The sequence below is a fragment of the Bathymodiolus thermophilus thioautotrophic gill symbiont genome (assembly GCF_003711265.1).
GTDB lineage: Bacteria > Pseudomonadota > Gammaproteobacteria > PS1 > Pseudothioglobaceae > Thiodubiliella.
In genome coordinates this window covers 787,210-801,475 of record NZ_CP024634.1, presented here as the reverse complement: position 1 = coordinate 801,475, position 14,266 = coordinate 787,210, and the positions used below count along the sequence as shown (strand labels likewise).

11 protein-coding genes are annotated in these 14,266 nt (G+C 36.8%); all 11 read left to right on the top strand.

Annotation, left to right across the window (positions count from 1 at the left end):
* Positions 1 to 19 precede the first annotated feature (19 nt).
* The gene (locus tag MS2017_RS02815; RefSeq protein WP_122951189.1) at positions 20 to 691 is read left to right on the top strand and encodes a Bax inhibitor-1 family protein; all 672 of its coding nucleotides are present in this window, start codon (positions 20 to 22) and stop codon (positions 689 to 691) included.
* A gap of 18 nt (positions 692 to 709) precedes the next feature.
* On the top strand, positions 710 to 1,261 hold the full coding sequence (locus MS2017_RS02810; RefSeq protein ID WP_071563876.1) for an RNA pyrophosphohydrolase: 552 nt from the start codon (positions 710 to 712) through the stop codon (positions 1,259 to 1,261).
* A gap of 732 nt (positions 1,262 to 1,993) precedes the next feature.
* Positions 1,994 to 5,911, top strand: coding sequence for a hypothetical protein (locus MS2017_RS02805; RefSeq protein ID WP_122951188.1), 3,918 nt, complete (start codon positions 1,994 to 1,996; stop codon positions 5,909 to 5,911).
* A 260-nt stretch (positions 5,912 to 6,171) separates the two neighbouring features.
* Positions 6,172 to 7,074 carry an ADP-ribosyltransferase gene (locus MS2017_RS02800; protein WP_122951187.1) on the top strand — a complete coding sequence of 301 codons (903 nt, stop codon included), beginning with the start codon at positions 6,172 to 6,174 and terminating at the stop codon, positions 7,072 to 7,074.
* A gap of 288 nt (positions 7,075 to 7,362) precedes the next feature.
* Positions 7,363 to 8,640: a homoserine dehydrogenase gene (locus tag MS2017_RS02795; protein WP_071563291.1), complete on the top strand. Its 1,278-nt coding sequence runs from the start codon at positions 7,363 to 7,365 to the stop codon at positions 8,638 to 8,640.
* A 175-nt stretch (positions 8,641 to 8,815) separates the two neighbouring features.
* On the top strand, positions 8,816 to 9,880 hold the full coding sequence (thrC, locus tag MS2017_RS02790; RefSeq protein WP_122951186.1) for a threonine synthase: 1,065 nt from the start codon (positions 8,816 to 8,818) through the stop codon (positions 9,878 to 9,880).
* A 4-nt stretch (positions 9,881 to 9,884) separates the two neighbouring features.
* Positions 9,885 to 11,081, top strand: a complete 1,197-nt coding sequence (locus MS2017_RS02785) for an AAA family ATPase (RefSeq protein WP_122951185.1) — start codon at positions 9,885 to 9,887, stop codon at positions 11,079 to 11,081.
* Positions 11,072 to 11,635 carry a DUF4276 family protein gene (locus MS2017_RS02780; protein ID WP_241156949.1) on the top strand — a complete coding sequence of 188 codons (564 nt, stop codon included), beginning with the start codon at positions 11,072 to 11,074 and terminating at the stop codon, positions 11,633 to 11,635. The genes MS2017_RS02785 and MS2017_RS02780 overlap by 10 nt, the downstream gene beginning before the upstream one ends.
* Before the next feature lie 122 nt (positions 11,636 to 11,757).
* Positions 11,758 to 12,882: an ATP-binding protein gene (locus MS2017_RS02775; RefSeq protein WP_164707585.1), complete on the top strand. Its 1,125-nt coding sequence runs from the start codon at positions 11,758 to 11,760 to the stop codon at positions 12,880 to 12,882.
* A complete protein-coding gene (locus tag MS2017_RS02770; protein WP_122951183.1) occupies positions 12,882 to 13,370 on the top strand; it encodes a hypothetical protein in 489 nt (162 codons plus the stop codon). The genes MS2017_RS02775 and MS2017_RS02770 overlap by 1 nt, the downstream gene beginning before the upstream one ends.
* A gap of 3 nt (positions 13,371 to 13,373) precedes the next feature.
* Entirely contained in the window at positions 13,374 to 14,261 is an 888-nt protein-coding gene (cysM, locus tag MS2017_RS02765; protein WP_122951182.1) for a cysteine synthase CysM, read from the top strand.
* Positions 14,262 to 14,266: the final 5 nt, after the last annotated feature.

Sequence of the window (14,266 nt, the reverse complement as noted above, 5' to 3'; positions counted from 1 at the left end):
CTATAAAGAGGGAAAAATCATGCGTACATTTTCAACTACTGCAAGTGCAGGTATTTCGAGCATTCGGGTTAAAAACAAGGTTTTATCAGACACAATGAGGCTGTTGTCTTATACGCTGATTTTTGGTGGTTTAGCGTCTTGGTTTTCTGTTGTCTCGGGTGCGGGTTATGGCTCTGCGATAGCGAGTTCAATTGCTGCGATTGCGATGATTTGGTTTGTTTTACCAAGAACACAAAATAGCAATAAGGGTATTTTTACGGCTTTTGCTGTAGCAGGTTTGTTAGGGTATTCCATTGGCCCAATGTTGGCGCATTATTTGGCGATGCCGAATGGTGGTGAACTGGTATTGCAAGCGTTGACTGGTACGGGTGTGTCGTTTTTTGCCATTAGTTTTTATGCGCAAAATACTAAGAAAGATTTTAGTTTTTTAAATGGCATGATATTTTTTGCGATGATTGGCGTGATTGTTTTGTCTTTGGTGAATGCATTTTTGGTTGAATCTTCTTTTGTGAGTTTGGCAATTTCGTTTGTGGTGGTGTTGTTAATGGGGGCTTATATGCTTTCGCAGATGTCATCTATTATCAATGGTGGCGAGACTAATTACATTGCTGCAACAGTGGGATTGTATTTAGCGTTGCACAATATGTTTACCAGTTTGCTATATATTTTGGGTGCTTTTAACGACGACTAATTACAAGCCTTTTGCACAATGATTGACAAAGAAGGATATCGCGCTAATATTGGCATTGTTATTATCAATGATAAAAATCAGATACTTTTAGCCAAGCGTTGTCAACAAGATAATTGGCAGTTGCCGCAAGGTGGCATTGATAATGGCGAAAGCGATCTTGAGGCTTTGTTTCGTGAATTGGAAGAAGAAGTTGGCTTAACGCCTAAACATGTCAATGTCATTGCCAAAACGCCAAAATGGTTGCGCTATGATTTGCCTGATTCCTGCATTCGGCGTAAACAAAAGCCAATTTGCATTGGTCAAAAGCAGGTTTGGTTTTTATTAAAACTCATTGGCGAAGACAACAACATTAAATTAGACACACATACAAAAATTGAATTTGATGACTGGATGTGGGTTGATTATTGGCATCCTATTCAGGTTATTATCGACTTCAAAAAGCCTGTTTATGAAGATATGCTCAAATCCCTAGCCCCCATCGTTTTTAACAACCAACACCAAATCCCCAAATGCTACTCCCGCCCATTTAAAGGGAGTGCAATTCTAATGCCTCGCCCTCCTTCTTTATAAAATAAAGCAAGACACTTAAAAGACTACTCAGGAATCTTGCCTAAAAAAATGATTCTTAAGGGTGCAAATGTATTTCTTACGGGTAAAAAGGTGGCACCATAAATCAAAATAAATTTTAAACATTCAAAGGGCTATTAAATGCTGAAAATGCGTATTTAAATTTTGACTCATTGGAAAAAAAATACCCATGCCAAGCAAGCATGTCCTTTAAAAAAAATGAATGATGTAAATGATACTGGGTATCGTCAAGCGTTCATTTTTTTACTGGTAAAAAATACTCACTTTAAATGCTAAGTGTAATTTTTCACCCTGAATCAAAACACTTTTTCCAAGCAAATAGATTTGATAAAAAGAAACATTTGAGGTTAATTTAATGGATAGAGACCTTTGCATAAATATGGATGATTAGCAAAATTCAATTTTTGCCCACTTGGTAATTTTATCAAACCTTGCCCTGGCAGGGCTAAGGCTAGGTTTAAAAAATTACCAAGTGGGTGAAAAGTGGATTCTTGTTGATTATTTATATTTATGCAAAGGTCTCGGATATAATAAGCCGATAAATTTGGGGTTTAAACTCCATTTGATTCTCTTGTGTAGTTTAAGGCAAGAGTTTTTCTTTAAATGAAAAGGTTGTATTTATGGGGTAAATTCACCCGATGATGCAAAAGTTTCGATAACAAATTATTCAAAAAAGGCGATGCACTGCAAAAGTCTCAAGGAGCTACAACTAAAATGAAAAAAATAATTTATTTCTTTATTCTGTCCAATCTTTTATTACTCACTTCCTGTATTGATTCTAGTACAGAAGTACGCTGGAATAAAGAAAAAACAGATTGGTTTCCTCATCACGAGGGGACTTTAGTGTTCAACAATTTTCTTAAAAAAACAAAACAAAAAGAGGCGCTTAATTTTTTAATTGGTTTTCACACTAAAGATTACCCAGATGTTCAAGGGGTAGTTATTGACGACTACGCTTACCCGTCAATAAGTCAAGATGCGACTACGATATACAAGAGGGAAATACGCACTATTGATCCACTGGCACCTCTTCCTAAGTATGTTTCCTATAAGCATACTACACAAGGTTTGGGGCTGAAATTTGACCCAAGTGCCTATAACAAGCGCATCAGTATTATGGCAACTCTGCCTTTGGGTAATAAGATTTTTGCAGGGACAGATGTTAGTAACAGGGTGATGAAGGTGCATGTATATTCGTCTGCAATATTCAAAACACACAAATTGGTGCTATTCTCACCCGAGATTGATTTGAACACATTGCTCAAACCCAATGAATCTTTAGATGACTACAGTATTAGTTTTGGCGATATGCCTTATTTGGCGCCTTTTGTTGAAAGATCAAAAAACAATGCGACCGATACACCACCAAAGATTACTAAGAATAGCGCAACGAAAAGCCAGCAAAATGGATATAAGGAAACACCGAAAAAAGAGTTACTTGTGGACAGCAGTTTGTCCGCTGCAAATTACCCCATTAATCACCCATCCGTTGCTAGTTACGACCCAGACTCGGGAAAAGTGTCCTTCAATAAAAAAGGTGTTGCCCACATTATCCTTAAGCGTAATGCGCCCATGGGTTTCGAATCTTCTACGGAACATGTCAAACACCACATTGTTATTCTGCATGATTTTAAGCCGTTTGCTACATTTTCACTTATGGATGATGATAAACAATGTATGAAATTTGAGAAGGAGGATATTCATTTTTCCGATCCGCGTGAAATCACTCGAATGGCACCTTGCGATTTGGCTTCTGTCAACGAAACAAGTATTCCTAATAACAAAGTTTTCTACGGATGGAACGGAAGTTTATACACCTACAATAGAGATCTTAGCAAAATTTATGCGGAAATATTTGCCTTTGGTGGCAATAAATATTTCTCAGGACATATTGTTCAGCCTCACCGAGGTTCGGATTATTTTTTCACACCTTATGATGTGGGCAAACCTGCCAAGTGGCAATTTGAAAGTAAATTTGGCACAGAAAAATATTATCTTAAAACCGTATACAATGGTGCCACGCTGTATGTTTCTCACAATGCACAGAAGACACCGAACCACAATAAGTCTTATGGGACAAGTCTAACGATGGAAGAATCAATCGTTGATGGCGGCGCTTTCACCTTAAATGAATTTGCCTCAGCAAGTTTTTATTATTTACACTTAAACAATGATACGGCAGGTAAATTGCAATCTGCCACTGAATATCGTCTTAACTCAATATACCCCACCACAAAAATGACCTACGCTTACCCCAGTAAGGTGCTACAGTATAAAATCAATTTCCCCAATGAAGAAAAGTCTATTCCCGTTAGAACACCTATCGGGTTACTTGACCCCACACTTTTTTGGACAGCTGACGAAGCTAAAATTAAAATACCGAGAAGCCGTACCGCCTATCAAAAAAATGTATTTATTGACAATAATATTATCCCTTACAAGAATATGAAGGTTCTTAGTGTATTGCCTTTAGACCTTAAAAAAACAACACTTGACTCCAAATATGTAGAATCTTATTTTGACATAGGCATTAAAAGTAAAAATGGCAGAGGAAGTTTAATGCAAATTTCAGTTCATCATGAGAATTATACAGAAGTCGGTAATTTTATAAATTTAGGCAGTGGCATTCTAAAAAACGCCAAAACAAAGAGTAGCAAGGTAAAAGTTAGCTTAAATTTCTTAGATGGGCTGGGGCCAAATGACTTTATTAATCCAAAAAAAGACAATAACCCTATTAATGTAGGCAAAAATGGGCGCATCAGTAGTTTTTCAGACATTACTTTCGATTTTAATAAAGACAGCAATATATATTTAATTTTTGGCTATGATTTGACGCATAATTACTTGTATGCAGGGCTGGCTGACGAAGATATGGTTCGTGAAAAGAAACTGCCTAATATGGTTAGAATAAAGGTATTTCCTTATATTATGGAGCAGTTACGAGATGGGTTTTATACCGTTATAAAAATGTGGAATCCGGGAGGCGCATCGATTGACTTTAACAGACCATACATTACCTATGGTAACGCCTCCAAAGACAATACAATAAAAGCAACACAAGACCCGCATGCCGTATATGCTGAGTTCATTTTGAGTATGTTAAAAGATCCAGATCTAATATTTACAAAAGATTTTAAGACGCAATCAAGAATTAAAGTTTTGGTAGAAAAAGCAAGGCGCTCAATACTTTATCGAATTAATCATACTGCTGGTGGTAGTGTGAGTAATTTTGGCGAGGATTATAGGTTTGATATCAATCGCGATCCAAGTGCAGATAGCATTATTGGACGAGGTTTGTGGATTGCTAAGTACAAAGAAAAATATGGAGACTTTCCTTATCATTCACTTTATTTCCATAAATATATCAAAAAAACAATTAAAGAATATGCCGGCATCATTAACAGCCGCCATAAGGGTAACAAAAAAAGCAGTTTAACCCCTTCTGGGCTATACAATTTTGTTTTTAGAGAGGGTTCAGTATTATTGACATTAAACAATCCTTCGTCTGGAAATGGATCTTACAAAGAGGGGGGTGATACTATTTATGAAGAAATGAAATCAGAAGTCATTAAGAAAAAAATATTAAACTTTATCCTTGAGAAAGCTTACCGCAAAGCCAGTGCATCAATACCCAGTTATTTTACCAATCAAAACAAAGAAAATATTATTGCAGATTACAATAAAAATGTGGCCTACATGGGTCTTTGGACAAAAATATATACTGATGTTAGTATTGGTTCCACATCAATTACCTATGGCACAAAAAATTACACACCTACATACAGTGAGTGGATAAGAGAAATAGATCTTAGAATGGTTGGCATTGGAGAAAAGGTAAAAAACTGGGGGCCTTTTGGCAATTACCATATATTTACACTGCATTATGTTCCCTCAGCAAGAGCCACTATGGCAACTGCGCTTACCCTACTCGAAAAATGGTTTGGGAAAGATTACACTTTAGCGTTTTATAAAAAAAATGGACACAATGGCTTCAAACTCTATCATGCATCATTAAATGTATTGAAAAACTACAGGACATTTTATTTTCCTGATAGCAAAATGGGATTTGACCCAGGTATTATGATGGGTAAGATTGCCCAACTTTATTATATGCGTGCCAAAGACAGTATGACTTATGGCGTAAGCCATGTAGACAACAATATTCTAAAGGCCTGTGATGTGTCAATTCCTGAAGACTACCTTGAAGATTATTATATTATTGGCAGTTGTTTAACCTATATGATGAAAGCAGATAAAAGAATAATATTCAACCTGCAATCTCGCGCAATATCTGACTGGATAAGTGGTTTAGACGCAGAAGGGCCCACATTTTTTCAGCGTTTTTTCAAAGGATTTATGTATATATTAAATATCGTAATGGCATTTGATATGGCAGAAGCAATAATGGAGGGTATGGAATCCTTTTCTAGTACACTTGCATCAGAAGACATGGTGTCTGAAATTGAAGAATCAGGAACAATGAGCATGGACTTAGATGCACTTTCTGACGAAAGTTTATTAGAAGACATGAGCGTGGAGACACAATCAATGGAAAGCGAAGAAGTGATTTCCGAAAGTGCACTCACTGAAATAAATGATGGTGAGTTGGTGCTTGAAGGTTGTTATCCCTAAGTTCTTATTGTGAGACTTTTGCATCAAGTGTTTAACAGGCGATGTGATCGCTAAAATTATCTCTATTCATTGGGAGACCTTGGTATAAATATGGATGAGCAAAATTCAATTTTTGTCACACTGGTAATTTTATTTAAACTCTGCCCTAGTAAGATTAAGGCTGGATTTTAAAAATTGCCAAATGGATAAAAAGTGTATGTTTGACGATTGTCCATATTGACACAAAGGCCTTATTGTAACTTAACTCTTAAAAATTGATTATGAAAAAATATTATCTACTTATTACCTTACTCACTTTAACCGTTACGAATGCATTCGCAACAGTTTTTCCAGATGTGGACAAACAACGACATTTATTTGCTAATAATGACAGAGCAACAAGAAGCGAAGCGAAGTTAGTTCATGCTGAGAAAATGTACGCCCAAACAGAAGAATTGGAACTAACAAAAGCAGAGAGCGATTATTTTGCAGAATATACAACTGATAGCAATGATTTTGTAAATGATTACCTTGGAGATGGTCTTGCAGAATCCGACCCTCTAACCGTAGGTAATTACCAAACAAGAATAAAAAAATTCTCTGAAACGCTGGAAAAATTCCCGCCTTCTAACAGTAATATCTATCGCGGAAGTTCTTCAACAAGATCATCAGGAAATGGCAAACCCTATTATAATCTTGATGCAGAAAACCCACCCCAAGTGGTAGAAGGGGATTACCTTGTAACCAATAAGTTTACCTCTTTTTCATCCAGCTTTGAAGAGGCTTCATATTTTTCAAGAACAGGTGCAGAGGGTGATATCGGGGTTATTTTCGGCATCGAAAACTCAGCTAGCTCAGCCCCGATTGCCTTGTATTCACATGAAGATGAAGCAGAGGCTCTGGTTAAACCGGGGCAAGCATACAAAATCAAAAAAATAACAAGTTACGATGGTTTTATTGACGACATGGGTCATGAGAAAAAAATGGTAACCGTTGAACTTGGGGAAGAAGAAATGATTCCCAGTGACGCAAATGTTTTTTTTATGACGCAAGCTCGCCCCTTAAATCAAGAGGAGTTTCGAACACTTGAAAGTCGATTAGGCCCTGAAAATAAGTATTTAATGCCGGACTCGTTGAAGGACAATATCAATGTCGGGCTTGGGACTTGTGCGCCTGAAACATAGATAATACCAAGTGGCGCTAAGTACCTATTTTTCCTTTTGTTTAATTTATAAAAACAACATTGATTTCAATTTTTAAGTAAAAAAAAGAACGGTTACAAGTCATCCCCTGCGGTTTTGGTAAATAAACAAGAATCTTTTAAATGTGGTGATTTTGATGCTTTGATTTAGAGATAAAAAACCATTCTTTTTAATGCCCTTTCTCGTAAAACCTCTTATAAAATCAAGCAAGGCTTACGCAAACGAATTGGTATAATTTGACTCTTTACTTTTATCATTAGGACAAATACGATGAATATCGGAATTTTAGGGCTGGGGACTGTTGGTGGTGGCGTTGTCAATGTTTTGGCAAAAAATCAAACTGAGATTAAGCGCCGCACAAACACGCAAATCCAAGTAACACATGCCGCAGTGCGTGATATTAATCAATCTCGTATTTGTTCAACAGCAGGCATTCAACTGACCCAAGACCCATCTGAAATTGTTAACAATAACTCGATTGATATTGTATTAGAATTAATGGGTGGCACAGGTTTGGCAAAAGAATTGGTAGAAACAGCAATTAAAAATGGCAAACATGTGATTACTGCCAACAAAGCTTTGATTGCCACACATGGTAATGAACTGCTGGCTTTGGCAAAAGCAAATAACACACATTTGTTGTTTGAAGCGGCAGTGGCTGGTGGCATTCCAATTCTTAAATCTTTAGAGCAAGGACTGAGTGCCAATCAAATTGAAATGGTGGCTGGCATCATCAACGGCACGGGTAATTTTATCCTAACTGAGATGCGTGACAAAGGAAGAGATTTTGACAGCGTCTTAAAAGAAGCACAGGAATTGGGTTATGCCGAGGCTGACCCCACTTTTGATGTTGAAGGTATTGATGCAGCGCACAAATTAGCCATATTGGCAGCCATTGCCTTTGGTTGTGAGTTGCAATTTAACAAGGTTTCAACCGAAGGGATTAGTGAAATTAGTGGCGAAGATGTGGCTTTTGCCACAGAACTAGGCTACTCCATTAAACACTTAGGAATTGCCAAGAAGGTCAAGGGTGAAATTCAAATGCGTGTACACCCAACCCTAATTCCCAAAACGCGCTTATTGGCAAATGTTGATGGTGTGATGAATGCAGTATTGGTCAAAGGCAATGCCGTAGGGCCAACGCTTTACTATGGTGCTGGTGCAGGTGATGAAGCCACAGCAAGTGCGGTAATTGCTGATTTGATTGATGTCATTAAAGGCACAGTGAGTAACGATGTTTTAGGTTGGAAATCATTTGAAGCAATACCTTATCAAAATCACAATGACATTGAAAGCATCTTTTATTTGCGCTTATTGGCTACCGATAAACCGGGCGTATTGGCAGACATTACGGCAATTTTTGCCAATCACAATATCAGCGTAGAAGCAGTGGTGCAAAAGCAAATTGACGAGCAAGACAACGCACACATTGCCATTATCACCAATCAAGTAAAAACTGGCGATATTCAGGTGGCAGTTACAGAAATTCAAAGTCATGATTTTATCCAAGAAGAAATTAAAATCATCCATGTAGAAACATTAGATTAAAACAAAAAAACCAATATGAGGCCTTTACATAAATATGAATAATCATCAAGCACCCACTTGACAATTTAGGCAAAAATTGATTTTTGCCAATCATCCATATTTACGCAGAGACCCCATATTTCTTATTTCCATCAACAGATTTAAGAGAACATAAACCCAAAAGAAGGAGAAAACAATGAGATACACCGGCTTAATTAACCACTATAAAGACAGATTACCCGTTGATGAAAACACACGCTTTATCAGCCTAGGCGAAGGCAATACACCCCTAATTCGCTTAGAAAATATCCCCGCCCTACTGGGTAAAAAAGTTGATATTTATGTGAAATACGAAGGTTTAAATCCAACAGGCTCATTTAAAGACCGTGGTATGACCATGGCAGTAACCAAAGCAGTTGAAGCCGGTTCTAAGGCTATTATTTGTGCCTCTACAGGCAACACTTCCGCATCAGCAGCAGCTTATGCAGCACGCGCTGGTATCAAAGCATTTGTACTTATTCCTGAGGGAAAAATCGCACTGGGAAAATTGGCACAAGCAATGATTCACGGTGCTGTCATTATCCAAATCAAAGGCAATTTTGACGATGGCATGCGCCTCGTAAAAGAAGTGGCTGACCACGCCCCCGTATCCATTGTTAATTCAATCAACCCTTTTCGCTTACAAGGTCAAAAAACCGCAGCATTTGAAATTATTGAAGAGTTGGGTGAAGCACCCGATTACCACTGCTTACCAGTTGGCAATGCAGGCAATATTTCCGCCCACTGGATAGGATACACAGAATATCATCAAGAAGGCAAAGCCAACAACACCCCCAGAATGGTAGGCTACCAAGCAGCAGGATCCGCCCCTTTTGCCAAAGGTGAAATGATAGATAACCCCGAAACCATTGCCACTGCCATTCGCATTGGCCACCCACAAAGTTGGGATCTAGCCCACAAAGTAGAAAAAGAATCAAACGGCTGGTTTGACGCCATCAGCGACGACGATATCCTAGCAGCACAAAAACTACTCACCGAAAAAGAAGGTATTTTCTGCGAACCCGCCTCAGCCACCTCCCTCGCAGGCGCCATGCTTGACATTAAAAGCGGTAAAATCCCCGAAGGCTCTAAAATCGTCTGCACTTTAACAGGCCATGGCTTAAAAGACCCTGATACCGCCATTGCTCAATGCAAAGATAAGATGATTAACATCAATCCAGTGATGGAAGAAGTTAAAAATGCGATTTTAGATAATATGTAAAATTATGAAAATAGAATCTATAAAAATCAAAAATTTCAAGGCGTTTAAAAATGCTGAAATGAAAGATATTCCTAGATTCTGCGTAATTATTGGCGCTAATGGTTCTGGAAAGACCACACTTTTTAATGTCTTTGGTTTTTTAAAAGATGCACTTTCTACGAATGTTAACACTGCCTTTGAGAAACGAGGTGGATTCAATGAAGTCATTAGTCGCAGTTGTAATGATAACATTGAATTTGAAATAAAATTTAGAGCAAAAGACACTTACGAAAAAAATCCGATTATCACTTACTCTTTAAGCATTGCACAAGAAAATGGCAAGGCAATTGTCGATAGAGAAATTTTAAAATATCGCCGTGGTCAGCACGGGAATCCTTGGAAATTTTTAGATTTTTCTAGGGGCGAAGGTGAGGCGGTTATTAATGAGAAAATGCTTGACTCTACGGAAGAAACAGATTTAAAACGAGAAGGTCAAACCCTGAGATCGCCCGATATTTTAGCCATCAAAGGCTTGTCTCAATTTGTAAAATTCCCTGCAGTTATTGCCCTCAGTGAACTTATTGATAACTGGCATGTCTCTGATATTCATGTGAATGAAGCACGCAATATCCAACAAGCGAACTATGCCGAACATTTATCCACCTTGGGTGAAAACTTATCCAATGTCATTGATTATTTGCACAATAATCACAAACCAATACTGGATAACATTATTAATACTTTAAAGCAAAGAATTCCAGGAATTTCCAAAGTAGAGGTGCAAACCATTGAAACAGGGCAAGTATTATTAAAAATTCAAGATGAGTCCTTTGATAAGCCATTTTTAGTGCGCTATATTTCCGATGGAACAATAAAAATGCTGGCTTATTTGGTTTTGCTTTATGACCCTAAGCCTTACCCGTTACTGTGCGTTGAAGAACCTGAAAATCAACTTTATCCGCATTTGTTAGAAGAATTGGCAGAAGAATTTAGAGCGTATGCCGATCGAGGTGAACAGGTTTTTGTTTCCACGCACTCTCCTGATTTTTTAAATGCCGTTGAAATTGATGAGGTATTTTTACTGGTCAAAGACAAAGGTTACACGACAATTAAACGCGCCTCTAAAAACGAGCAAATTAAAACCTATATGGAAAATGGTGACAAAATGGGTTATTTATGGAAACAAGGATTTTTTAACAATTTAGGCAAACAGTGCATTTAGTTTGTTTTACCGAAGAAAGATCTGCAAAAAAAATGCTGGAAATTGTCTTACCCAAAATACTACCGGATAATTTTTCGTTTCTTGTCATTTCCTTTGAGGGAAAAAGTGATTTAGACAAGCAAATAGAAAAAAAATTAAAAAATTATCAACGCCCAGACACCGTTTTTTTAATTCTTAGAGATCAAGATGCTGCTGTATGCACAAATGTCAAGCAACAACTGTTAAACAAAGTTAGGAACAGTGGCAAAGCAAAGGTGTCTCTTGTTCGAATTGCTTGCCATGAATTAGAAAATTTTTACTTAGGCGACTTATCAGCAATTGAACAAGCTTTTAATAAAACATTAGCCTCAAGTCAGGCTTCTAAGAAATTTAGAGATGTTGATAAATTAACCAATGCAAAACAAATATTAAAAAGAATTACCAATAAAAAATACCAGCCCATATCAGGCTCAAAAGCAATAACGCCTTATCTAAAATTAAACAATAGCAATACATCTGTCAGTTTCAATATGCTCCTTTTGGGGATTAAAGATTTATGTCAGAGAGTTCCATAAACATAAATAAGTGAGTTGACACCACAAATATATTAAACACTTTTACATATAATATACAATTCTTAGTATAATGCTATCAATTTAAATCCAAATATTGGAATGCAACTATGATTTTTCTAAAATTGAAAATTGACAATTTTTATATGTTTAAGGATACAGAGTTTGACTTTACTTATCCTAAAAAAATAGCCAATTCAACCATAGAGGGGGAATTTTTAACGGATTTTCCAAAAATAAATTACAAAAAAGTTTGCATTCTAATGGGAGCAAATGCCTCAGGAAAAACTTCATTGGGTAAAACAATGTGTTTTATTAACAATTATTTGGCAGGAAGGGATGTAAAATATTTCTCAAGCTCAATAGGTGATAAAAAGAAAAGTGCTAGCGCTGAGATTATATACATAACCCCACAAAGCAAAGAAATACACAAATTGTTAATTAAATTTGATATCAATCGCTTGATTTTTGAACAACACACAGTTTGCAAATTAAAGAAAACTTCTAATTTAAAAGCAACCTTATTGGCTGTGGAAAACTCAACTCCCCGTTTTACATACGATGAAAACAACAAGCATGGCATTGAAAATCCTGGCTTTAAATCTGTTGCTCATTCTTTAGGTCGAATATTATGTGAGCAATCCTCTATTTGGTGTTACCTATTCAGTGATTCCAACTCTAACGACCCTCATTTCATAAAAACTTATACGCCAAATATTTCCATTTTAGAAGGCATTCTGAAATCTTTTGATAACTCAATATTAAGCGTTAGTAAAATCTCAGAGAGTGAAGGGAACTCTTATATTGTTAAATTTGCCAATAAAGATGAAGTTTTTATTAAAGATGGAGTTTTTATTAAAGATAGTGAAATGAGACTCTCAAGAGGGACAATAGAGTCCATTGAAGTTGCTGATTTTTTACACCATATAAAGTCAAAGGATGATTGTACATTTTTCTTAGATGAAAAAATGGCATATTCTCATTCAGAAATAGAAATTTCAATACTGAATTTAATCATTGAAAAACTAAAACCAAATTCTCAGTTTTTCTACACAACACATAATTACGATATTTTAGCAATGAACTTACCAAGCCACAGTTACACTTTTATGAGAAAAAATGAATTTGTTGAAGTTTTGCATCCTGAAAAATTAGGCTATACCAAAAATGACAGAAGCTTATTGGGTTATGTAAAAAACGATGTGTTTGGCACTTTGCCTGATACCAGTAAAATTGAGAATTTTTTGTAATGTCGCAGGTTGAATATTTTTACGAAGGAGAGAGTGAGAAAAAACTAATAACTTATTTAAAAGACAAGGGAATAATCAAACAAGGAAAGGTTAGAAAATTCAATCTTTGGGAGGGTGACATTAACAGAATAATTAGAATGCTATCAAAAAGTTCAGAACTATATTTTATCATTGATACTGACACATTAACAAACAAACAATTATTCAAAGACAATCTTAAGAAATTAAAAGGATATAATGTTTGTTTAATCGTTCAAAATAAAAACTTAGAAGATGAATTAAGTTATGTGTGCGAACAAACTAAAGATCAGTTGTTTACTGAATTTGGCGCCTGCAATAAAAATGAATTTACAAGCAAATTCATTCAAGCTAACCTTGCAGGAAAATTCAAAAACTGTGATTTTGAAAAACTATGGTCTAGAGATGCCGAATTTAAAAAGTTTTTAGAAGAAAACTATATCAATGTTAATATTACTTGGCGACAATAAGTTATGAATTACAAAACCATAGAACAAACCATAGGCAACACCCCACTCGTTAAACTTCAACGCTTAAACCCCAATCCCAGCAACACAATTTTACTCAAACTTGAAGGCAACAACCCCGCAGGTTCGGTAAAAGACCGTGCAGCGTTCAATATGATTACCCAAGCTGAGGCGCGAGGCGAAATTGGCATGGGTGATACATTAATTGAGGCAACCAGTGGCAACACAGGGATTGCATTGGCAATGGTAGCGGCAATTAGAGGGTACAAAATGGTGTTGATTATGCCTGACAATCTCTCGCAAGAACGGCGTGATGCGATGGCGGCGTATGGCGCTGAGTTGATTTTAGTAAGTGAAGAGGCAGGCATGGAAGGCGCTAGAGACTTGGCTGATAAGATGGAAAAAGAAGGTAAAGGCAAACAACTTGACCAATTTTCTAATGAGGACAACTCAGGGGCACATATTAACACGACTGCTGAGGAAATTTGGCAAGATACAAAAGGTGAAATCACACATTTCCTCTCTGCCATGGGGACAACTGGCACGATTATAGGCGTTTCCACTACCTTAAAAACCAAGAACCCTGCCGTACAAATCATTGGCGTGCAGCCTGAAGATGGGGCAAAAATTGCTGGCATTCGTCGTTGGCCTAAAGCCTATCTGCCTAAAATATTTGATGCCTCTAAAGTGGATTCAATAATGGATGTTTCACAAATTGCTGCCGAGCAAACTACTCGCAATTTAGCCACTCAAGAAGGTATTTTTGCTGGCGTTTCCAGTGGCGGTGCAGTGTCTGCTGCTATTGAATTGTCCAAAAAAGTTGACAACGCCATCATTGTTACTATTGTTTGCGACCGAGGAGATAGGTACCTTTCCACGGGAGTTTTTTCTTAGTCAAA